Origin of the sequence: Kitasatospora sp. MAP12-44 (assembly GCF_029892095.1) — a bacterium.
Classification (GTDB): domain Bacteria; phylum Actinomycetota; class Actinomycetes; order Streptomycetales; family Streptomycetaceae; genus Kitasatospora.
Map to the genome: position 1 here is coordinate 6068678 of NZ_JARZAE010000004.1, position 21947 is coordinate 6090624.

Sequence of the window (21947 nt, forward strand, 5' to 3'; positions counted from 1 at the left end):
GGAGTCAGCCATGACCCTATAGGCGGAGCGCACCACTGCCGACCGAATCAAGATGCTCCGCGGAAGGGCCGTGACCCAGGAGCAGCTGGCGACGGCATCGGGCCTTTCGGTTGGGACGATTCGCAAAGCGGAACAGGGCGGGAACCTGTCGCTCCCTTCCCTCATGCGGTTGGCCTCGGCCCTCGGCACGGACGTGTCAGTCCTGCTGGGTCAGCAGTCGCCTCGTCGCGGAATGGAACTTGACGAGCGGTCAGCTCTGCTGGCTGTGTCTGCGGTCGTCCATGACACCGCCATGGGAATTGTCACGGACGGAGAGCCTCCGGCGCTCGAGGATCTCCAGGACGCTGTCCGCCGCGCGGACCGGGCATTCTGGCAAGGGCGGTACGTGGAACTCGGGGCGATGCTTTCCGTGCTGCTGCCCGAGGCCCGCGCGTTGTACGACGCCACCGCGCACGACCGGCGCGAGGCCGTCGCCGGCGTGCTCGCCGACGCCTTCCAGACCGCCGCGGTCATGGCCAACCTCCTCGGGGCACGGGACCTCGGATACGCGGCCATCACCGCCGGTCGGCAGACTGCCGAACACGCGGGGGATGACCTGCGGGTCGCGCACCTCACTGCGTCGCTGTCGTGGATCTACCTGCGGGACGGCCACACTGCCAAGGGCGTTCAGGTCGCCGAGCGGGCTGCGGCCGCGATCGAACCGCGGATGTCGGACAGCGACCCGGACCGCCTCAGCGTCTACGGGCAACTGGTGACGAACGCCGCGGTCGCCGCCTCCCGGGGCGGTGCCGACGCGGACACGGCGCACGACTACCTGAGCCAGGCGCACGCTGTGGCCGCGCGGATAGGGCGAGAGCACGCTCGCGGTCAGCAGGCCCAGCCGTTCGGGCCGTCCTACGCCGCCACGCAGGCCATGTCGGTTGCAGTCGCACTGGGTGACACCGGGTCGGCCATGAAGCTGATCGACACGACGTACCTCGACCCGGCGCTTCCGCTGTCCACTCGGGCCCGGTTCCGCCTGGACATCGCGATCACCCGTACCGAGACCCGGCAGTGGGACACCGCCGCCGACGAGTTGAGAGCCGCCTGCGAGATCGCACCGGCATGGGTTCGGCATCAGGCGTTGCCGGGGGTGATCGTCAACCGGCTGGCGGACGTTTCACTCTCGAAGGCTCGCAGCGTCGCGGCGCTGGCGGGTGTCCCGCTTGTCATCGGCTGAGTCGCTGCTGGTACCACGAGACATGGTGGTTCTGGCGGGAGCCGTCGGCGGCTATCACGGAGCGTAGTAGCCGGGGGTGCCGCTATCCCTGGCGTACCACCGTGCGCGGTATCCGAGGCTCGGCGACTTCGGCAACTACGACGCCCCGTGTATTCACCAACCGTGATCAATTGGTGACAGTTGTCTGTATGTCGAACGACCATCGTCTCCGCAACGGCCGTATCCCGGTCGCCCTCTGCATCGACACCTCGGATCTGACGGATGCCGACCTCCTCGCCCCGCCCTCCCGCCTGTACGCCGACGCTGCCATGGGGGAGGCATGATGACCGCGTCCTTCCCGGTCCCATACGAGTGGGCTGTCGACCCCGAACCTGAGCACGTGCGCGCCGCGCGTCACCTCCTCGCGGGCATCGTCGCCGAATGGGGGCTGCCGCTGTCGGCGGACGCCGTGGACGACCTGGAACTGTGCGCCTCCGAGGTGATCGGCAACGCGATCAAGCACAGCGGCCAGCGCTGCAGGGTCGCCGTGTCGTGGACCGGTGAGCGGGTGCGCGTCGAGGTCACGGACAACAGTCTCAAGGTGCCCGAACTCACGGCCCCCAGCGACACGATGACCACCGGGCGCGGCTTGCAACTGGTCCAGGAGCTGGCCGTTGCCTGGGGATGGCGGCCAATCAGCGCCGGCAAAGTGACCTGGTTCGAGATCGCACGCGACCAGGCGACCACCAGCAACCGGCTCGCGGTTCTCACCCACGCCACCCAGGCTCGTGCTGCCCACCAGCTGGCCGGAACTCCATGAACCGCCACTGCAGCACCTCGCATCGTCCGTACGATCCTTGCTCCGGACACCCCGAGACGCAGGAGAAGACCCATGGCACCCACCGCACTCGTCACCGACCACCCGGCGTGGCAGCAGCAGCCCGACGGCTCGCACACCCGCCTGATGGCGTCGCTGTCCGGCGTGTGGCTCGCCCGGTGGACGGACAACGGCCTGGCCGTGTCGTGTATCGACGGCAGTGAGGAGAGCAAGCCCCACGTCACGGAGGTGACCGCCGATCAGCTCCCGCCCCGGGCGAACCCCGAACTCACCGCCGCGCTCGCCGAGCTCGGCATCGTCCAGCGGCTGGCGAACCCCTCCCTGTGGGACGCCGTCACCACGGCGATCCTGCGACAGGTCGTGCGCGCCGGCCAGGCCCGCATCCTCTACCGCCGCTGGTGCGCCACATACGGCCGCACGTACGTCACCGAGGCCGGCACGCTCACCGTCGCTCCCGACCCGCAGACCGTACTCACCCTGGATGAGGCCGAGTTCAAGACGGTCGGCGCGCTGTTCCACCGCACCGCGCTCCTCGCCACCGCGACCGCCTACCTCGAGCACGCCGACGCCTGGTCAGCGCTGGACCCGACCGCCCTCGCCAACGCCCTCGACGCCGTTCCGCGCATCGGCCCGTGGACCGCCGCCGCAGCCGCCAGCGACTTCACCGGGGACTTCTCGATCTACCCGCACGGCGACCTCGCCGTCCGGACCTGGGCCGACCGTGCCGCTCCTGGTGCTACGTGGCCCGCTACTGACAAGGCGTTCGCCGCCGCCTGGACCGCGAGCGCTGACAACAGCCGACAGCTTCACGCCCTGACTCTTCTGACTCTCGCTTGGGGGAGCAATGCCAGCACTCAGCGCCACGGAGGACCAGCACAGCTGCACTGATCGGATCGTCGGAGCGGACCCGAACCGCCGACTCGACGCCCTGTTCGTCAACGCCCCGCTGCGGGACTACACCCTCCGTCCCCGCGTCAACGACTACACCCTGCCGGTCCTCGGCATGGGCTACATCGCCACCTACGCCGCCCAGGAGGGCTTCAACGTCGGTGTGCTGGACGCCGAAGCGCACGGGCTCGGAATCGCCGAGACCATCCGCACCATCAACCTGCACCAGCCGCGGTGGGTCGGCATGAACCTCCTCGCCCCGACCTACCAGCTTTCCGCGCGGATCGCCGACGGCCTCGCCCCCGCCGTCAAGTTGATGGTCGGCGGCCACCACGCCAAGGCGATGCCCCGTCAGGTCCTGGACGATCCGCGCTTCCGGAGGCTGCACGCCCTGATCATCGGGGAGGGGGAGACCCGCGTCGCCGCGCTCCTGGAGGACGACAAGCGGCGCAGCGAGCTGCCGAACGTGATGTGGCGAGACCACCTCTTGGGTACTCACGGCGTGGGCATCTGCCCCCGTGAGCAGGCTGGTCTGTGGACTGCCCCCGACATCAACGCCCTGCCGTACGTGGACCGTCGGTTCCTCCCTCAGGACCCTCACCATGCCGACGACGGCCGGGTGGAGGCCAACATCGTAGGCTCCCGCGGCTGCCCCTACGATTGCGGCTTCTGTGGCGCGGCCGTCTCACAGAACTCGGATATCTCGATCCGCACCCGTGATCCGTACAACATCATCGGTGAGCTGGACGAACTCCACGACGACCACGGCGCGACCGCGTTCCGGTTTGTGGATGACCTGTTCCTCGGAGCTGCCCGCATCATCCAACCCGCCATGGCCGCGTTCACCCGCGAGAAGATCGGCGAGCGCTACGTGTGGGACGCCACCGGCCGCATCAACGTCCTGGACCACGCTTCTGATGGCGTGCTGGACACCCTTGCCGCCAACGGCCTGCGGGAGGTGGCCCTCGGTATCGAGTCGGGGTCGGACCGGATCCTGAAGGCGATGGACAAGCGGATCACCGCCGACATGACCCTGAGCGTCACCCGCCGCCTGATGGAGCGCGGGATCGGTGTGAAGGGCTACTTCATCCTCGGCTATCCCGACGAGCAGCCCGACGATCTGGCAGCCACCCTCGCGCACATCCGCCGGCTGTGGGACCTGGACGATCACCTGCCCGGCGGTTTCCGCGCCTCCGTGTTCGAGTTTCGTCCCTACCCCGGCAGCCCCGTCTGGGCCCAGCTCGTGAAGGCCGGCCACGACCCGGCCGCGATGATGGACTACAGCGACGTGGACCTGACCGAGCACGGCGCGAACGAGTCGATGCGCCAGCGCGACGAGTTCAACTTTTCCGTGGGCATCCAGTTCGGCGGCACCCCGCTGCCCGAGGTCCGGCGCCACCTCGCCGCGCTCGCCCGCCAGCAGCACGAGCGCACGGGGGTGCCAGCATGAGCGGCCTGTTCGTCACCATCGACGGCCCCGGCGGCATCGGCAAGTCCACCCTCGTCAAGGCCCTCGCCGACCGCCTCAGCGCCGATGACCGCCCGGTCCACGCCACCGCCGAGCCGTCCGGCCGCCCGGTGGGGGCCTTCACTCGGTCCGTCGCCGACCAGGTGAGCGGCTACGCCCTCGCCTGTCTGGTCGTCGCCGACCGCTACGACCATCTCCAGCACGAGATCCGCCCTCTTCTCGCCGCCGGGACCACCGTGGTGTGTGACCGCTACCTCGGCTCCTCGCTGGTCCTCCAGCGGCTCGACGGTGTCCCCGCCGACTTCATCCTCGCCCTGCACGCCGCCGTCGACCTGCCTGACCTGGCAGTGATCCTCACCGCCCCGCCGGAGACCATCACCGCGCGCATCGCGAAGCGCGGTGCACACCACCGCTTCGAGCGCGACCCCGACATCCCCGCCCGCGAACTCACCCTCTACCGCGAGGCGTCCGCCACGCTCGACAAGCTGGGCGTCCCCGTCCTTGCGCTCGACGTCGCACAGATCACCCCATCGGATGCCGCTGACCGGATCGCGGGCTTCGTTGCCACCACGCACCGGTAGCGTCCGAGTCACCCTTCCCGAGGAACGGAGCAACCCTCATGACCGACCCCACGACCGATCTGGAAACCGACCAACTGTGGGACACCATCGAGCGACTCGTCACGTGGCTCGACGACGCCCGCACGCTACCCGAGCAGACCGAGAAGATCATGCGGATCATGAAGCTCTCGGAAGAAGTCGGCGAGACCGCGCAAGCCCTCACCGGTGTCCTCGGCCAGAACCCCCGCAAGGGGATCACACACACGTGGGAGGACGTCCAAGCGGAGCTGTGCGACGTCATGTTCACCGCAGCGGTCGCGCTGCGGACCGTTACTCCTGATGCCCGCCAGGTCTTCGCCAAACGGCTGGAGTACGTCACCACCCGCTCACTGGCGACCGGCGGTCAGACCGCGTGACCGGCGACGGCCTCCGTTCGCATGTCCGCACGGAGACCATCAGTCTCCTGCGCGAGGCCCATGAAGTCGGCCATCTCCAGCAAGTCTGACTGGTCCGTCTCCTTGGCCGTCTGCGGGCCCAGATCATGATGGCCGTGACGCGGACGCGGCCTCGCAGGCGATGGCCGGGAGCGGCACCCCGGCAGGGGTGCCGCTCAGTCGGTCTCAGTCGGTCTCGGCCGGGCGCAGGGTCAGTGAGATGCTGTTGATGCAGTACCGCTGGTCGGTCGGGGTGCCGTAGCCCTCACCCTCGAAGACATGGCCCAGGTGGCCGCCGCAGTTGGCGCAGCGGACCTCCACCCGGCGCATGCCGAGCGTGCTGTCCTCGATGTACTCGACCCGGTCCTCGGCCAGCGGGGCGTAGTAGGACGGCCAGCCGCAGTGGCTGTCGAACTTGGTCTCCGAGCTGAACAGCTCGCTCCCGCAGGCCCGGCAGCTGTACACCCCCACCGTCTTGGTGTCGGTGTACTCGCCGACGAACGGGGCCTCCGTGCCGGCCTGCCGGAGCACCTTGTACTCCTGCGGGCTCAGCTGGGCGCGCCACTCGGCGTCGGTCTTCTCGATCTCGTAGCTCATTGCGGTCCTCCCTCTCTCAGACCGCAACGCCCGCGAGCTGCCCCAGAATTTCCGGGCCGAGGTCGGTGACGTCCCCCGCGCCCATGGTCAGCACCAGGTCGCCGGGCCGGGCCAGTGCCGCCAGCCGGGCGGGGGCGGCGGCGAAGTCGTGCTCGGCGGCCACCTCGGCCCCGGCGCGCTGCGCGGCGTCGACGATCAGCGCGCTGGTCACACCGGGGATCGGGTCCTCGCGGGCGGGGTAGATGTCGAGCACCACCGAGGCGTCGGCCAGCGCCAGGGCCTGGCCCATCTCCTCGGCGAGCTGCTGGGTCCGGCTGAACAGGTGCGGCTGGAAGACCACCAGCACCCGGCTGCCGCCGGCCGCCTCCCGGATCGCCTCCAGGTCGGCGGCCATCTCGGTCGGGTGGTGGGCGTAGGAGTCGATCACCTGGACGCCGCCCGCCTCGCCCTTGAGCTGCAGTCGGCGCCGCACGCCGGTGTAGCTGCCCAGCGCCTTCGCCAGCTGCTCGGCCGGCACGCCCAGGGCGATGCCGGCGGCCAGCGCGGAGACCGCGTTGTGCGCGTAGTGCCGCCCGGGCACGGAGACGGTGAAGGCCAGCTCGGCGCCGTCCAGCAGGACCACGACCTCGCTGGTCATCCCGCGCGCGGTGACCGAGAGCACCCGCAGGGTGGCGTCCTCGGCGGCGCCGACGGTGACGACGCGCAGGTCCGGGCGCCCGGTGACCTTGGCGGTCAGCTCGCGGGCGCCGGGGTGGTCGGCGGAGACGACCAGCGTGCCGCCGCTCTGGATCCGGCCGACGAAGGTCTCGAAGGACTCGTGGATCTCGTCCATCGAGGCGTAGTTCGCGTGGTGGTCCAGCTCCACATTGAGGATGATCGCGACCTCGGGCGCGTACTTGTGGAAGCTGCGGTCGCTCTCGTCCGCCTCCGCCACGAAGATCTCGCCGACGCCGTGGTGGGCGTTGCTGCCCGGCGCGTCGAGGTCGCCGCCGATCGCGTACGAGGGGTCGAGGCCCAGTGCGGCGAGGCTGACCGCGAGCATGCTGGTGGTGGTGGTCTTGCCGTGCGTGCCGGCCACCGCCAGCGCGCGGCGGCCGCCCATCAGCGCGGCGAGCGCGTCGGAGCGGTGCACCACCGGGATGCCGCGCTCGCGGGCGGCGGCCAGCTCGGGGTTGTCCTCGCGGATGGCGCTGGAGACGACGATGCTGCTGGCGCCGTCCGGCACGTTCTCGGCGGCGTGGCCGACCTGGACGGCCGCGCCCAGCTCGCGCAGCGCCAGGACGGTCTGGGACTCCTTGGAGTCGCTCCCGGAGACCTTCGCGCCGCGCACCGCGAGGATCTTCGCCAGGCCGGACATGCCGGCCCCGCCGATGCCGATGAAGTGCGGGGCGTGCAGGTCGTGGGCGGCGTCGTTCAAGGGAGCTCTCCGTAAAGAAAGAGGGAATCGTCCTCGCGGGCGGTGCTGGCCGGTGATGGCCGGTCCGGCCGCAAGGACGATTCTGCACCACTCGGCGGGGGGAACGCTGCGCGCTCAGGCCTCGCTGGCGAAGAGCTTCAGTACCGGGACCCCGACCTTGTGTCGGGCCTTGGAGGCCCAGTCGCGGTGGAAGAGCTCCTCGACGAAGTGCGGCGCGGTGAGGACCAGCACCTCGTCGGCACCGGTCTCCTCGACCACCGCCCGCAGGGTGTCGAGCGGGTCCCGCTGGACGACCTGGCCGACCGCCTCGGCACCGCTCTCGCGCAGGTGGCGCAGGCTGTGCTGGAGTGACTCCTCGGCGACGGCGGGGCCGTTGGCCTCGTCGTGCTCGTGCACCGCCTTGTCGAGGTGCCCGAGGGCCACGTCGTCCAGGGCGCGCAGCAACTCGTCCTGCTTGCCGCGGGGTTGCATCAGCACGACGAAGGAGACCTTCTCCTCGCCGTGCAGGGTGGTGACCAGCTCCACGTCGGCCTCGGAGAGTGCCTTTTCGATCATCAGTACGGTCTTGAACACAAGAGTCCCTTCCGTGTTGCAGGCCCCCGGGGTCCGGTGTCCCCTCCCATAGTGCCCGGAGGAAGCTTTCCTCACGCGGCGCACACGGCACACGGGCCACGTGGGAGTGATCACGGGAACGGTCCGCTGACGCCGGGGGCGCCTTCGCGGCCTACTCGGGGGTACGGCAGTAGCGGGCGAAGAGGAAACCTTTCTGCTCAAGCAATGAGACCAGCCCCATCCGCTGCGCGTCTGCCATTCGGACACCCTGCAGGATGCGCGGCGCGTCGCCGCCGGTCAGCAGCGGGGCCAGCGACAGGCAGAGCTCGTCCAGCAGGCCGTCCGCGGTCAGCTGCCCGAGCAGCCGCGGGCCGCCCTCGGTGAGCTGCCTGGTCCAGCCGCGCGCGGTGAGCGCGGCCAGCGCCTGCGGCAGGTCGACCGAGCCGCGGCCGGCCACGATCAGGTCGGCGCGCTCGGCGACCGCGCGGCGGGCGTCGGCGGGGGAGTCCTCGGTGGTGATCACCACGGTGCGCACCAGCGGCTCGGTGAAGAGCGGGGCGGTCAGGTCGAGATCCAGGCTGCGGGTGACCACGGCGATGGCCGGTGCGGGTGCCTGGCCGGCCGCGCTGCGGGCGGCGGCGAAGTCGGCCCGGGCCCGGGCCGGGCGGTAGCCCTCGGCGCGTACGGTCTCGGCGCCGACCAGCACCACGTCGCTGAGCGCCCGCAGGACGCCGAAGATCCGCTTGTCCGCCGCACTCGACAGGCCTTCGGAGAGCCCGTCCAGACGGGCCGCGCCGTCCAGCCCGGAGACCATGTTGGCGCGCAGCCACGGGCGGCCCAGGTTCACTTGCTCGGGGTAGCCGTAGAGCTCGGCCAGCGCCTCCAGCGAGGACGGGTCGGCGGCGTCGGAGTGTGACGTAGGGATCAGGCGGCGCATGCCAATGAGTCTTCCACGGCGCGTAGGCTTTATTACCGTGCCCGCAGCCTCCCACATCGATGCCATAGCCCCCGCAGCGCCCACCCGCACCGGGGAGCCGGTCGCGCTGAGCGAGCGCCGACCGGTGGTGCCGGTCGAGCGCCTGGTGGCCGAGATGGTCCCGCCGCCGCGCTTCGCGGGTGTCAGCTTCGGCTCCTACCTGCCGGACAGCACGCAGCCGAGCCAGTACGAGGCGGTCCGGGTGCTGGAGGAGTTCGCGGCGGGCCTGAACGCCCCGGCCGGCGCCAAGCGCGGCTGGTTCCGCCGCGGGGCGCCCGCGCCCGCCGGCCCGGCCGGCGTCTACCTGGACGGCGGCTACGGCGTCGGCAAGACCCACCTGCTGGCCTCGCTCTGGCATGCCGCCCCCGGCCCCAAGGCCTTCGGCACCTTCGTCGAGCTGACCAACCTGGTAGGCGCGCTCGGCTTCCAGCAGGCCGTGCAGACCCTCTCCGGCCACCGGCTGCTCTGCATCGACGAGTTCGAGCTGGACGACCCGGGCGACACCGTGCTGGTCTCCACCTTGCTCGGCCGCCTGGTGGACGCCGGGGTCAAGCTGGCCGCGACCTCCAACACCCTGCCGGAGAAGCTGGGCGAGGGCCGGTTCGCCGCCACCGACTTCCTGCGCGAGATCCAGGGCCTCTCGGCGCACTTCCACCCGCTGCGGATCGACGGCCAGGACTACCGCCACCGCGGCCTGCCGGATGCCCCGCCGCCCTACAGCGACCAGGCCGTCGAGACGGCCGCGGCGCGCACCCCCGGTGCCTCGTTCGACGACTTCGGCGACCTGCTGGCGCACCTCCCGGTGGTTCACCCAAGCCGCTACGGCGCGCTGCTCGACGACGTGCACGCGGTCTTCCTGCGCGGCGTCCAGCCGGTCACCGACCAGTCGACGGCGCTGCGCCTGGTCGTGCTGGCGGACCGGATGTACGACCGCGAGCTGCCGATCACCGCCTCCGGGATCCCCTTCGACCAGGTCTTCTCCGAGGAGATGCTGCGCGGCGGCTACCGCAAGAAGTACCTGCGGGCGATCTCCCGGCTGGTCGCGCTGGCCCGGGACTCCGCGAAGACCGGTTGATTGTCAGTGCCGGGTCGTACGGTTGATCCGTGCGACCCATCACGAGCATTGAGCGGACCGTGGCGCCCTTCGAGGTCGTCAGCCCCTACCAGCCCAACGGCGACCAGCCCGCGGCCATCGCCGAGCTGGAGCGCCGGATCCGCGCGGGCGAGCAGGACGTCGTCCTGCTCGGCGCCACCGGCACCGGCAAGTCGGCGACCACCGCCTGGATGATCGAGAAGCTCCAGCGGCCCACCCTGGTGATGGCGCCGAACAAGACGCTGGCCGCCCAGCTGGCCAACGAGTTCCGCGAGCTGCTCCCCAACAACGCCGTCGAGTACTTCGTCTCGTACTACGACTACTACCAGCCCGAGGCCTACGTCCCGCAGACGGACACCTACATCGAGAAGGACTCCTCGATCAACGAGGAGGTCGAGCGGCTGCGCCACTCCGCCACCAACTCGCTGCTCACCCGCCGCGACGTGATCGTGGTCGCCTCGGTCTCCTGCATCTACGGCCTCGGCACCCCGCAGGAGTACGTGGACCGGATGGTCCCGCTCAAGGTCGGCGAGGAGATCGACCGGGACGCGCTGCTGCGCCGCTTCGTCGACATCCAGTACACCCGCAACGACGTCGCCTTCACCCGCGGCACCTTCCGGGTCCGCGGCGACACCGTCGAGATCTTCCCGGTCTACGAGGAACTCGCGGTCCGGATCGAGATGTTCGGCGACGAGATCGAGGCGCTCTACACCCTGCACCCGCTCACCGGCGAGATCATCAGCCAGGACGACTCGATCTACGTCTTCCCCGCCTCGCACTACATCGCCGGCCCCGAGCGGATGGAGCGGGCGATCACCGACATCGAGGCGGAGCTGACCGAGACGCTGGCCCGGATGGAGAAGCAGGGCAAGCTGCTGGAGGCCCAGCGGCTGCGGATGCGCACCACCTACGACATCGAGATGCTGCGCCAGATCGGCACCTGCTCCGGCATCGAGAACTACTCGATGCACTTCGACGGCCGCGCGCCCGGCACCGCCCCCAACACGCTGATCGACTACTTCCCGGAGGACTTCCTCCTGGTCATCGACGAGTCGCATGTGACGGTCCCGCAGATCGGCGCGATGTACGAGGGTGACGCCTCGCGCAAGCGCACCCTGGTCGAGCACGGCTTCCGGCTGCCCTCGGCGATGGACAACCGCCCGCTGAAGTGGGAGGAGTTCCTGGAGCGGATCGGCCAGACCGTCTACCTCTCCGCGACCCCCGGCAAGTACGAACTCTCGCGCGGCGATGGCGCGGTGGAGCAGATTATCCGACCGACCGGCCTGATCGACCCCGAGGTGATCGTCAAGCCGACCGAGGGCCAGATCGACGACCTGGTGCACGAGGTGCGCACCCGGATCGAGAAGGACGAGCGCGTCCTGGTCACCACGCTCACCAAGAAGATGGCCGAGGACCTGACCGACTACATGCTCGGCCTGGACATCCGGGTCCGCTACCTGCACAGCGACGTCGACACGCTGCGCCGGGTGGAGCTGCTGCGCGAGCTGCGGGCCGGCAAGTACGACGTGCTGGTCGGCATCAACCTGCTCCGCGAGGGCCTCGACCTGCCCGAGGTCTCGCTGGTGGCCATCCTGGACGCGGACAAGGAGGGCTTCCTGCGCTCGGGCACCTCGCTGATCCAGACCATCGGCCGTGCCGCCCGTAACGTCTCCGGCCAGGTCCACATGTACGCGGACCGGATCACCCCGGCGATGGAGAAGGCGATCGAGGAGACCAACCGCCGCCGCGAGGTCCAGCGCGCCTACAACACCAAGCACGGCATCGACCCGCAGCCGCTGCGCAAGAAGATCGGCGACATCCTGGACACCCTCTCCCGGGAGGAGATCGACACCGAGGAGCTGCTCTCCACGGGCTACCGGGACAGCGGCAAGGGCCGCGCCCCGGTGCCCGCGCTGGGTGCCTCCCGCAAGCCGGCCAAGAGCCTGCCGGCCGCCGAACTCGCCGATCTCATCCAGCAGATGACCGAGCGGATGCACTCCGCCGCCACCTCGCTGCAGTTCGAGGTGGCCGCCAGGTTGCGTGACGAGGTCAGTGAGCTGAAGAAGGAGCTGCGGCAGATGCGCGAGGCCGGAATCGCCTAGGCCCGGGCTCGAGCAGCGCTCCTGCCCGCGCTGGATCGCCTGGCCCGGGGGTCCTGGCAGGCCCTAGGGTTGCCCTGCGGGTACGAGACAGGCGTCGAGGTATACCAGCACCAAGAGGGGGCCTCAGCCGGGGGACGGCACCGGGGTGATCCGAATCGTGGCCGGTGCGCGCTGATCCGCGTGCACCGGGACAAGAGAGAGGACAGCACCGTGTCGGTGAATCTGGCCAAGGGACAGCACGTCAGCCTGCGCAAGGACTCCGGGGAGTCGCTGAGCCTGGTCCGGATGGGCCTGGGCTGGCGGGCGGCCCCCAAGCGCGGCCTGTTCGGCAGCCGCACCCGGCAGATCGACCTGGACGCGTCCGCGCTGCTCTACGCCGACCGCACCCCGGCCGACGTGGTCTTCTTCCAGCAGCTGGTGAGCAAGGACGGCTCGATCCGGCACACCGGGGACAACCTGGTCGGCGGCGCCGGTGCCGGATCGGACGACGAGTCGATCGTGGTGGACCTCTCCCGGATCCCGGCACAGATCACCCAGGTGGTCTTCACCGTCAGCTCCTACACCGGGCAGACCTTCGCCGAGGTGGAGAACGCGCACTGCCGCCTGGTGGACGAGCTGACCGACCAGGAGCTGGCCCGCTACGAGCTGGCCGGCGGCGGCGCGCACACCGGCCAGATCATGGCCAAGGTCTTCCGCGACGAGGCCGGCGGCTGGGGCATGCGGGCGATCGGCGCGCCGGCCCGGGCCCGGACCTTCCAGGATCTGCTGCCCGCGATCGAGCCCTTCCTCTAGATCACTTCTTTACCTTCTCTTGGTGTTACCTGGTACTCTTCATGAATCGGAGGGGAGTATTCCCTTTACGGTGATCCCGTCATCACGGTGACCGATCGTTCGGTCCACCCGGGTTCACCGGTCCTCGTGCAGGCCAGGGCGGAAGAGACCTCCGGCAGACGACGTATGTCCCGCCGACCTGCCGGAGGAGCAGCAAGTGGACGTTTCCCTCGCCCTTTGGATCACCACCGCCGGAGTGCTGACCGCACTCATCGCCGCCGACTTCTTCATCGGAGGCCGCAAGCCGCACGAGGTCTCGATCAAGGAGGCCGGCACCTGGACCGTGGTCTGGGTAGTGCTGGCGCTGATATTCGGCGGCTTCCTGTGGTGGAGTCACGGCGCGCAGCCGGCCGGTGAGTTCATCGCCGGCTACATCACCGAGAAGTCGCTGAGTGTCGACAACCTCTTCGTCTTCATCCTGATCATGGGCAAGTTCGCGGTGCCGCGGATCTACCAGCAGCGGGTGCTGATGGTCGGTGTGATCATCGCCCTGGTGCTGCGCGCGGTCTTCATCGCCGGCGGCGCGGCCCTGGTCACCACCTTCTCCTGGGTCTTCTACCTCTTCGGCGCGTTCCTGGTGTGGACCGCCTGGAAGCTGATCAAGGAGGCCCGCGCCGAGCACGACGACGAGCAGGAGTACGAGGAGAACCGGCTGCTCAGGGCCATCGAGCGGCGGGTGCCGTCGACCGGCGTCTACCACGGCACCAAGCTGTTCGTCCGTACGGGTGGTCGGCGTCTGATGACGCCGATGCTGGTCGTGATGCTGGCCATCGGCACCACCGACGTGCTCTTCGCGCTGGACTCGATCCCGGCGATCTTCGGGCTCACCCAGGAGCCGTACATCGTCTTCACCGCCAACGCCTTCGCCCTGATGGGGCTGCGCCAGCTGTACTTCCTGATCGGCGGGCTGCTGAAGAAGCTGGTGCACCTCTCCTACGGGCTCTCGGTGATCCTGGGCTTCATCGGCGTCAAGCTGGTGCTGCACGCGCTGCACGAGAGCGGGGCGCACGTCCCGGAGATCGGCATCCCGTTCTCGCTGGGCTTCATCGTGCTGGTGCTCGCGGTCACCACGGCCAGCAGCCTGGTCGCCACCCGCAACAACAATCCCGATTACGGCCGATTTGGCGACCCCGGAGGCTGTTCCTGATGCAACGCTGACGACCGGACTGCGCTATTGCCTAGCCGGGGGGCCGCACAAGGAGTAGCGTAGTGATCAAGCAGTCGTGGTTCCGAAGTCTGTTCGTCCGCGGTGACATTGCCGCGGGCGTTCTTGCTGTCTAGCGCCTCTCCGGACCAGGCGATCACCTCCGGGTTTCGCACCGTGCGACACCCGAGCACTTCCCTGAGAAGGAGAAAAATATGGCTACCGGTACCGTGAAGTGGTTCAACGCCGAGAAGGGCTTCGGCTTCATCGAGCAGGATGGTGGCGGCGCTGACGTCTTCGCCCACTACTCGAACATCGCCGCCCAGGGCTTCCGCGAGCTCATCGAGGGCCAGAAGGTCCAGTTCGACGTCACGCAGGGCCAGAAGGGCCCGCAGGCGGAGAACATCACCGTCATCTGACCTTCGGGTCGGTATGAACCAGGTGTGAACCAGGGCCCGGCTCCCCGTACGGGGGCCGGGCCCTGGTGTGTTCGCAGCGCCGGCCCGCTACCAGCCGCGCGCCAGCCACGCGCCCAACTGCGGGCGCTCGGCGCCCAGCGTGGTGTCGTTCCCGTGGCCGGGGTAGATCCAGGACTCGTCCGGCAGCACGTCGAAGAGCTTCGCCTTGACGTCCCGGTACAGCGTGCGGAAATCCTCCGCGACCCCGAAGGTGGCGCCGATGCCGCCGGGGAAGAGGCAGTCCCCGGCGAAGACGTGCGGGTGGCCCTCGGGGTCGTCGTAGATCAGCACGATCGCGCCCGGGGTGTGGCCGACCAGGTGGCGGACGGTCAGCTCGACGGCGCCGACCCGCAGGATGTCGCCGTCGGCGAGCAGCAGGTCGGTGGGGACGTCGATGGCCGGTGCGTCGATCACCCCGGCCGCGGTCCGGGCCCCGGTGGCGGCCACCACCGCGGCCAGCGCGGTCCAGTGGTCGTGGTGGCGGTGCGTGGTGACCACGGTGGCGAGCTGGTCGCCGACCGTCTCCAGCAGGGCCGGGGCGTCGGCGGCGGCGTCGATCAGCAGCTGCTCGTCGGTGGCCCGGCAGCGCAGCAGATAGGCGTTGTTGTCGGACGGGCCGACCGCGACCTTGGTGACGATCAGGTGCGCGAGTTCGCGGACGTCCGGCGGCCCGCCGACCTTGACCGCTCCGTGGTAACTCAAGTGCTCACTCCTTGCTGTGCCGTGTTGCCCCCACCCCATGGTGGCTCGCTCAGGCCATCGGCGGGAGCTCCGGCAGGGCGGTGCGCGGGTCGGTGAGCTGGACGCCGTCGCGGTGCACCTGGAGGCCGTCGCCGTCCGAGCGGCCGGAGAGCCAGGCGGTCAGCCCGCGGATCGGGCCCTCGACGACCAGCGCGGGGGCGCCCGCGCCGAAGGCCGCCCGGTCCGCGCTGTCGTCGCTGACCAGCTGGAGGGCCGGGATCCCGGGGAGGTCGGCGAAGCGGGCGGTCAGCTTGCCGAACTCGACGGCGGCGAACTCGGCGGGCCAGTGCGCGGGGGTGTAGCCGGCGTTCAGGTCGACGTGGTGGTACTCGACCTCCGCCAGGCGCTTCCAGGGCAGCTCGGTGGCGGGGAAGAGGTAGCCGTGACGGTGCTTGAGCTCGACCGCCCAGGCCTCGGGGGGCAGCGTGGCGGCCGCGGCGGCGAAGCGGTCGGCCGAGTCGCGCAGGTCCGCCAGCTGCTCGGCGAGCGGTCGCCCGGCACCCTGCTGGATGCCCTCCTCGCGGGCGGCGTCGCTCGCGTACTGCGGGATGTCCCGGCCGGTGCGCGCGGTCTCCAGCAGGTTGATCAGCGAGTCGGCGTTGCGGGCGATGTGCGCCAGCACGTGGCCGCGGGTCCAGCCGGGCAGGGCGGAGGGCTCGGCGAGCGCCTCGGGGGCGAGCAGGGCGACGGTGCGCAGCAGGTGCTCGGTGCTCTCGGCCACGGTGCGCAGCGTGCCACTGGCGATGGCGGCAACGGCGGCCTGGTCGGGTCGCTGGTCGGACATCTGGAGGGCCTCCGGGGGAGTGGAGCGTTGCCTGGGCGGCTCGGGCTCGTTGGACACTTCAGGGGGAGGCTATCGCTGATCGGGGCGCTGAACAGGGGGTTTCCCGGGAGACCGGACGGGGCCGCAGAGTGAGGCTTCACTCGTTCAGGTGGTTCCGGCTGGACAAGCTCGATAATCGAACGTCTGAGCTATACGCTGGCCGGAAGAAAACCGCCCTCCTCGCTCGTTAAACGTCCCAGCAGCCCAATCCCGGAGAAAGGCGCCAGTAGCAGTGGCCGACCGCCTCATCGTCCGCGGTGCTCGCGAGCACAACCTCAAGAACGTCTCGCTCGATCTGCCCCGGGACTCCCTCATCGTCTTCACGGGGCTGTCGGGGTCCGGCAAGTCCTCGCTGGCGTTCGACACGATCTTCGCCGAGGGCCAGCGCCGCTACGTCGAGTCGCTGTCCTCCTACGCCCGGCAGTTCCTGGGCCAGATGGACAAGCCCGACGTCGACTTCATCGAGGGCCTCTCGCCGGCCGTCTCGATCGACCAGAAGTCCACCAACCGCAACCCGCGCTCCACGGTCGGCACGATCACCGAGGTGTACGACTACCTCCGGCTGCTCTTCGCCCGGATCGGCGAGCCGCACTGCCCGCACTGCGCCCGCCCGATCGCCCGGCAGTCGCCGCAGGCCATCGTGGACCGGGTGCTCGAACTCGCCGAGGGCACCCGCTTCCAGGTGCTCAGCCCGGTGGTGCGCGAGCGCAAGGGCGAGTTCGTCGAGCTCTTCGCCGACCTCCAGTCCAAGGGCTACGCCCGCGCCCGGGTGGACGGCGCCACGATCCAGCTGACCGAGCCGCCCAAGCTCAAGAAGCAGGAGAAGCACACCATCGAGGTGGTCATCGACCGCCTCACCGTCAAGGAGAGCGCCAAGCGCCGGCTGACCGACTCGGTCGAGACGGCGCTCAAGCTGGCCGGCGGCATGGTGGTGCTGGACTTCGTCGACCTCCCCGAGGACGACCCCGAGCGCGAGCGGATGTTCTCCGAGCACCTCTACTGCCCGTACGACGACGTGTCGTTCGAGGAGTTGGAGCCACGCTCGTTCTCCTTCAACTCGCCGTTCGGCGCCTGCCCCGAGTGCAGCGGTCTCGGCGCGCGGATGGAGGTCGACCCGGAGCTCGTCGTCCCCGACGACCAGAAGTCGCTGGACGAGGGCGCCATCCACCCCTGGTCCGGCGGCCATATGAAGGAGTACTTCGGCCGGCTGATCGACGCGCTCTCGGCCGAGTTGGGCTTCCGCACCGACATCCCGTGGGCCGGGCTGCCCGCGCGCGCCAAGAAGGCGCTGCTGTACGGGCACAAGGCGCAGGTCGAGGTGCGGTACAACAACCGCTACGGGCGCGAGCGTTCGTACGTCACGGGCTTCGAGGGCGTGATCCCGTTCGTCCAGCGCCGGCACACCGAGGCGGAGACGGACAGCAGCCGCGAGCGCTTCGAGGGCTATATGCGCGAGGTGCCGTGTCCGGCCTGCCAGGGCACCCGGCTCAAGCCGGTGGTGCTCGCGGTCACCGTGCAGGGCAGGTCGATCGCGGACGTCGCGGCCATGTCGATCAGCGACTGCGCCGACTTCCTGGGCGCGATGAAGCTCAAGGCCCGCGACAAGCAGATCGCCGAGCGGGTGCTCAAGGAGGTCAACGAGCGGCTGCGCTTCCTGGTCGACGTCGGCCTTGACTACCTCTCGCTCAACCGCGCGGCCGGCACCCTCTCCGGCGGTGAGGCCCAGCGGATCCGGCTCGCCACCCAGATCGGCTCCGGCCTGGTCGGCGTGCTCTACGTGCTGGACGAGCCCTCGATCGGCCTGCACCAGCGCGACAACCACCGCCTGATCGAGACGCTGGTCCGGCTGCGCGACATCGGCAACACCCTGATCGTCGTGGAGCACGACGAGGACACCATCAAGATGGCCGACTGGGTGGTCGACATCGGCCCGGGCGCCGGCGAGCACGGCGGCAAGGTGGTGCACTCCGGCTCGCTCAAGGAGCTGCTGGCCAACAAGGAGTCGCTGACCGGCCAGTACCTCTCCGGCAAGCGCTCGATCCCGATCCCCGAGGTGCGCCGCCCGCGGGACGCCAAGCGCCAGATCGTGGTGCACGGCGCCCGCGAGCACAACCTGCAGGACGTCACGGTCGGCTTCCCGCTCGGCCTCTTCACGGCGATCACCGGCGTCTCCGGCTCCGGCAAGTCCACCCTGGTCAACGACATCCTCTACACCCACCTGGCCCGCGAGTTGAACGGCGCGCGCAGCGTGCCCGGCCGGCACACCCGGGTCACCGGTACGGACTTGGTGGACAAGGTGGTGCACGTCGACCAGTCGCCGATCGGCCGCACCCCGCGCTCCAACCCGGCCACCTACACCGGGGTGTTCGACCATGTGCGGCGGCTCTTCGCGGAGACCGTGGAGGCGAAGGTGCGCGGCTACCTGCCGGGCCGCTTCTCCTTCAACGTCAAGGGCGGCCGCTGCGAGAACTGCGCGGGCGACGGCACCATCAAGATCGAGATGAACTTCCTGCCCGACGTCTACGTCCCGTGCGAGGTCTGCCACGGGGCGCGGTACAACCGGGAGACGCTGGAGGTGCACTTCAAGGGCAAGTCGATCGCCGATGTGCTCGACATGCCGATCGAGGAGGGCCTGGAGTTCTTCGAGGCCGTCCCCGCCATCGCCCGCCACCTGCGCACGCTCAACGAGGTCGGGCTCGGCTACGTCCGGCTCGGCCAGAGCGCGCCGACGCTCTCCGGCGGCGAGGCGCAGCGCGTCAAGCTCGCCTCCGAGCTGCAGAAGCGCTCCACCGGGCGGACCGTCTATGTGCTCGACGAGCCCACCACCGGCCTGCACTTCGAGGACATCAGCAAGCTGATCAAGGTGCTGACCGGTCTGGTCGAGAAGGGCAACTCGGTGATCGTCATCGAGCACAACCTCGATGTGATCAAGACCGCCGACTGGGTCGTGGACATGGGCCCCGAGGGCGGCAACGGCGGTGGCATGGTGGTCGCCGAGGGCACGCCGGAGGAGGTCGCGGCGGTCACCGCCAGCCACACCGGCAAGTTCCTGCGGGACATCCTGGGCGACCGGGTGACCGACGAGGCACCCGTCCCGGCACCCCGGACGCCGCGCAAGCGCGCGGCCGTCAAGGCGGCCGTCAAGAAGTAGCGCGCCATGAGCTCCGAGGCGGGCGCTGTCCCGCCTCGGAGCTCATGCAGCCTGGTTAGACTTCGGGCCGACCATCCGTCGTCTCGCATTTCCAGGAGCGCATCGTGTCCGAGGCTGCCGACAGTCCCGCCACCACCCGCCGCACCCTTCTCTGCGGCGTCGCCGTGCTCGCCGCGGGCGGTGCCACGCTCGGGGTGGCCGGCTGCTCCGGGTCAGGATCCACCGGGTCCGGTGGATCCACCGACGCCAAGTCCACGGCGAAGGCCGAGCCGGTCACCGTCGGCGCGGTCGCGGACGTCCCGGTCGGCGGCGGCAAGGTCTACCGGGAGCAGAAGCTCGTGGTCACCCAGCCGGCCGCCGGTCAGTACAAGAGCTTCAGTGCCGTCTGCACCCACGCCGGCTGCACCGTGGACCAGGTCGCCAGCAGCCTGATCCAGTGCCCCTGCCACGGCAGCCGGTTCAACATCACCGACGGCTCCGTCGCGGACGGCCCGGCGCCGAGCCCGCTGCCGGAGTACCAGGTCACCGTCCAGAACGGCGCGTTCGTGGTGGCCACCACCTGACAGATATCGAGTCCCCGCCGGGCGCCCCTGCGGGGCGCTAGGGTTTGCGGTGTCACAGCCGCACGAGGGGGACCGACCAATGGCTGACCCGTCCACCTACCGTCCGGCACCGGGGGCGATTCCGACCTCGCCCGGCGTCTACCGGTTCCGGGACGCCCACGGCCGGGTGATCTACGTCGGCAAGGCCAAGAGCCTGCGCCCGCGGCTCTCCTCGTACTTCCAGGACATCGCCAACCTGCACCCGCGCACCGCGACCATGGTCACCACCGCGGCCTCGGTGGAGTGGACGGTGGTCGGCACCGAGGTGGAGGCGCTGCAGCTGGAGTACTCCTGGATCAAGGAGTACGACCCGCGCTTCAACGTCAAGTACCGCGACGACAAGAGCTACCCGGAGCTCGCGGTCACCCTGAACGACGAGTTCCCGCGGGTCCAGGTGATGCGCGGGGCGCACAAGAAGGGCGTGCGCTACTTCGGCCCGTACGGGCACGCCTGGGCGATCCGCGAGACGGTCGACCTGCTGCTGCGGGTCTTCCCGGTGCGCACCTGCTCCAACGGGGTCTTCAAGCGCGCCCAACAGGTCGGCCGCCCCTGCCTGCTGGGCTACATCGGCAAGTGCGCCGCGCCCTGCGTCGGCCGGATCTCGCCCGACGACCATGTCGCGCTGGCCGAGGAGTTCTGCGACTTCATGGCCGGGCGCACCGGCAACTACCTGCGCCGCCTGGAGGACGGGATGCGCGAGGCGGCCGCCGAGTTGGAGTACGAGAAGGCCGCCCGGCTGCGCGACGACATCGAGGCGCTCAAGCGCGCGATGGAGAAGAACGCGGTGGTGCTGGCCGACGGCACCGATGCCGATCTGCTGGCGCTCGCCGAGGACGAGCTGGAAGCCGCCGTGCAGATCTTCCACGTCCGCGGCGGCCGGGTGCGCGGCCAGCGCGGCTGGGTCACCGACAAGGTCGAGGACGTGGACACCGCCGCCCTGGTCGAGCACGCCCTGCAGCAGCTCTACGGCGGCGGCACCGCCGAGGCCGTCCCGCGCGAGGTGCTGGTGCCCGCGCTGCCCGAGCCGGCCGCCCCGGTCCGCGAGTGGCTGACCGGGCTGCGCGGCGCCCAGGTGGACCTGCGGGTGCCCCAGCGCGGCGACAAGAAGGACCTGATGGCCACCGTCGAGCGCAACGCCCAGCAGGCGCTGGCGCTGCACAAGACCAAGCGCGCCTCGGACCTGACCACCCGCAGCCGGGCCCTGCAGGAGATCGCCGACGCGCTGGAGCTGGACTCCGTCCCGCTGCGCATCGAGTGCTTCGACATCTCGCACCTGCAGGGCGACGACGTGGTCGCCTCGATGGTGGTCTTCGAGGACGGGCTGGCCCGCAAGAGCGAGTACCGGCGCTTCCAGATCAAGGGCTTCGAAGGCCAGGACGACGTCCGCTCGATGCACGAGGTGATCAGCCGCCGGTTCCGCCGCTACCTCCAGGAGCGCGAGCAGACCGGCGAGTGGGCGGTCCCCGAGGAGGACGACCCGGGAGCCCCGAGCGGTCCCGTGGATCCCGAGACGGGCCGTCCGCGCCGCTTCGCCTACCCCCCGCAGCTGCTGGTGGTCGACGGCGGCCAGCCGCAGGTGGCCGCCGCCCGGCGCGCGCTGGACGAGCTGGGCATCGACGATGTCGCGCTGTGCGGGCTGGCCAAGCGGCTGGAGGAGGTCTGGCTCCCCGGTCAGGACGACCCCGTGGTGCTGCCGCGCAGCAGCGAGGGCCTCTACCTGCTCCAGCGGGTGCGCGACGAGGCGCACCGCTTCGCGATCGGTTACCAGCGCAGCAAGCGGGCCAAGCGCTTCACCGCCGGCGGCCTGGACGCGGTGCCCGGCCTCGGCGAGACCCGGCGCACGGCGCTGCTCAAGCACTTCGGCTCGGTCAAGAAGCTGCGGGCCGCCACGGTCGAGGAGATCTGCGAGGTCCCCGGCGTCGGGCGGCGCACTGCGGAGACTGTTGTCGCGGCGTTGGCCTCCCGTCCATCCGCCGCATTCGCGGTGAACACCGCGACGGGCGAGATCATGGAAGAGACCGACGGCTCGTCAACGGACGGCCGGCAGAACCCGGGGACACCGTGACGGCTGGCC

Annotated in this window: 21 protein-coding genes; 15 read left to right on the top strand and 6 right to left on the bottom strand. The window is 70.1% G+C overall.

Features of this window, described 5'->3' with window-relative positions:
* The first annotated feature begins 52 nt into the window (after positions 1–52).
* The 7 genes from P3T34_RS27795 to P3T34_RS27825 all read left to right on the top strand — a co-directional run bounded on the left by P3T34_RS27795 (position 53) and on the right by P3T34_RS27825 (position 5368).
* Positions 53–1219: a helix-turn-helix transcriptional regulator gene (locus P3T34_RS27795; protein ID WP_348534701.1), complete on the top strand. Its 1167-nt coding sequence runs from the start codon at positions 53–55 to the stop codon at positions 1217–1219.
* A gap of 188 nt (positions 1220–1407) precedes the next feature.
* Positions 1408–1542, top strand: coding sequence for a hypothetical protein (locus tag P3T34_RS27800; RefSeq protein ID WP_280668763.1), 135 nt, complete (start codon positions 1408–1410; stop codon positions 1540–1542).
* Positions 1542–2018, top strand: coding sequence for an ATP-binding protein (locus P3T34_RS27805; protein ID WP_280668764.1), 477 nt, complete (start codon positions 1542–1544; stop codon positions 2016–2018). The genes P3T34_RS27800 and P3T34_RS27805 overlap by 1 nt, the downstream gene beginning before the upstream one ends.
* Positions 2019–2090: 72 nt before the next feature.
* Positions 2091–2924: a hypothetical protein gene (locus tag P3T34_RS27810; protein WP_280668765.1), complete on the top strand. Its 834-nt coding sequence runs from the start codon at positions 2091–2093 to the stop codon at positions 2922–2924.
* On the top strand, positions 2881–4374 hold the full coding sequence (locus P3T34_RS27815) for a radical SAM protein (RefSeq protein ID WP_280668766.1): 1494 nt from the start codon (positions 2881–2883) through the stop codon (positions 4372–4374). The genes P3T34_RS27810 and P3T34_RS27815 overlap by 44 nt, the downstream gene beginning before the upstream one ends.
* Positions 4371–4973 carry a dTMP kinase gene (tmk, locus tag P3T34_RS27820; protein WP_280668767.1) on the top strand — a complete coding sequence of 201 codons (603 nt, stop codon included), beginning with the start codon at positions 4371–4373 and terminating at the stop codon, positions 4971–4973. Before P3T34_RS27815 ends, tmk begins: the two co-directional genes overlap by 4 nt.
* A gap of 38 nt (positions 4974–5011) precedes the next feature.
* Positions 5012–5368 carry a MazG-like family protein gene (locus P3T34_RS27825; protein WP_280668768.1) on the top strand — a complete coding sequence of 119 codons (357 nt, stop codon included), beginning with the start codon at positions 5012–5014 and terminating at the stop codon, positions 5366–5368.
* 204 nt (positions 5369–5572) lie between these two features.
* Here P3T34_RS27825 and msrB read toward each other — a convergent pair whose 3' ends face one another.
* The 4 genes from msrB to P3T34_RS27845 all read right to left on the bottom strand — a co-directional run bounded on the left by msrB (position 5573) and on the right by P3T34_RS27845 (position 8889).
* Positions 5573–5983 (bottom strand): peptide-methionine (R)-S-oxide reductase MsrB, encoded by a 411-nt coding sequence (gene msrB / locus P3T34_RS27830; RefSeq protein WP_280668769.1) that lies wholly within the window; start codon positions 5981–5983, stop codon positions 5573–5575.
* A 16-nt stretch (positions 5984–5999) separates the two neighbouring features.
* Positions 6000–7400, bottom strand: a complete 1401-nt coding sequence (gene murC, locus P3T34_RS27835; RefSeq protein WP_280668770.1) for a UDP-N-acetylmuramate--L-alanine ligase — start codon at positions 7398–7400, stop codon at positions 6000–6002.
* Positions 7401–7514: 114 nt separating this feature from the next.
* Positions 7515–7973, bottom strand: a complete 459-nt coding sequence (locus P3T34_RS27840; RefSeq protein ID WP_280668771.1) for an indole-3-glycerol phosphate synthase — start codon at positions 7971–7973, stop codon at positions 7515–7517.
* 151 nt (positions 7974–8124) lie between these two features.
* Positions 8125–8889 carry a pyrimidine reductase family protein gene (locus P3T34_RS27845; protein WP_280668772.1) on the bottom strand — a complete coding sequence of 255 codons (765 nt, stop codon included), beginning with the start codon at positions 8887–8889 and terminating at the stop codon, positions 8125–8127.
* Between P3T34_RS27845 and zapE the strand changes: the two genes are divergently transcribed.
* From zapE to P3T34_RS27870, 5 genes are all read left to right on the top strand, one after another.
* A complete protein-coding gene (gene zapE / locus P3T34_RS27850; RefSeq protein WP_280668773.1) occupies positions 8888–10003 on the top strand; it encodes a cell division protein ZapE in 1116 nt (371 codons plus the stop codon). The two genes, P3T34_RS27845 and zapE, sit on opposite strands and share 2 nt — an antisense overlap.
* Positions 10004–10032: 29 nt before the next feature.
* Positions 10033–12123 (top strand): excinuclease ABC subunit UvrB, encoded by a 2091-nt coding sequence (uvrB, locus tag P3T34_RS27855; RefSeq protein ID WP_280668774.1) that lies wholly within the window; start codon positions 10033–10035, stop codon positions 12121–12123.
* A 210-nt stretch (positions 12124–12333) separates the two neighbouring features.
* A complete protein-coding gene (locus tag P3T34_RS27860; RefSeq protein ID WP_280668775.1) occupies positions 12334–12915 on the top strand; it encodes a TerD family protein in 582 nt (193 codons plus the stop codon).
* A gap of 196 nt (positions 12916–13111) precedes the next feature.
* Positions 13112–14101 carry a TerC family protein gene (locus P3T34_RS27865; protein ID WP_280668776.1) on the top strand — a complete coding sequence of 330 codons (990 nt, stop codon included), beginning with the start codon at positions 13112–13114 and terminating at the stop codon, positions 14099–14101.
* A gap of 212 nt (positions 14102–14313) precedes the next feature.
* Positions 14314–14517: a cold-shock protein gene (locus tag P3T34_RS27870; RefSeq protein WP_280668777.1), complete on the top strand. Its 204-nt coding sequence runs from the start codon at positions 14314–14316 to the stop codon at positions 14515–14517.
* A gap of 87 nt (positions 14518–14604) precedes the next feature.
* On the opposite strand, the gene P3T34_RS27875 is transcribed toward P3T34_RS27870, so the two are convergent.
* Complete coding sequence (locus P3T34_RS27875; RefSeq protein WP_280668778.1) at positions 14605–15258, bottom strand: MBL fold metallo-hydrolase; 654 nt, start codon at positions 15256–15258, stop codon at positions 14605–14607.
* 49 nt (positions 15259–15307) lie between these two features.
* On the bottom strand, positions 15308–16081 hold the full coding sequence (locus tag P3T34_RS27880; protein ID WP_280668779.1) for a maleylpyruvate isomerase family mycothiol-dependent enzyme: 774 nt from the start codon (positions 16079–16081) through the stop codon (positions 15308–15310).
* A 271-nt stretch (positions 16082–16352) separates the two neighbouring features.
* Between P3T34_RS27880 and uvrA the strand changes: the two genes are divergently transcribed.
* The 3 genes from uvrA to uvrC all read left to right on the top strand — a co-directional run bounded on the left by uvrA (position 16353) and on the right by uvrC (position 21938).
* Positions 16353–19271: an excinuclease ABC subunit UvrA gene (gene uvrA, locus P3T34_RS27885; protein WP_280668780.1), complete on the top strand. Its 2919-nt coding sequence runs from the start codon at positions 16353–16355 to the stop codon at positions 19269–19271.
* Positions 19272–19375: 104 nt separating this feature from the next.
* Positions 19376–19834, top strand: a complete 459-nt coding sequence (locus P3T34_RS27890) for a Rieske (2Fe-2S) protein (RefSeq protein WP_280668781.1) — start codon at positions 19376–19378, stop codon at positions 19832–19834.
* Between the two features lie 79 nt (positions 19835–19913).
* Entirely contained in the window at positions 19914–21938 is a 2025-nt protein-coding gene (uvrC, locus tag P3T34_RS27895; protein WP_280668782.1) for an excinuclease ABC subunit UvrC, read from the top strand.
* Positions 21939–21947: the final 9 nt, after the last annotated feature.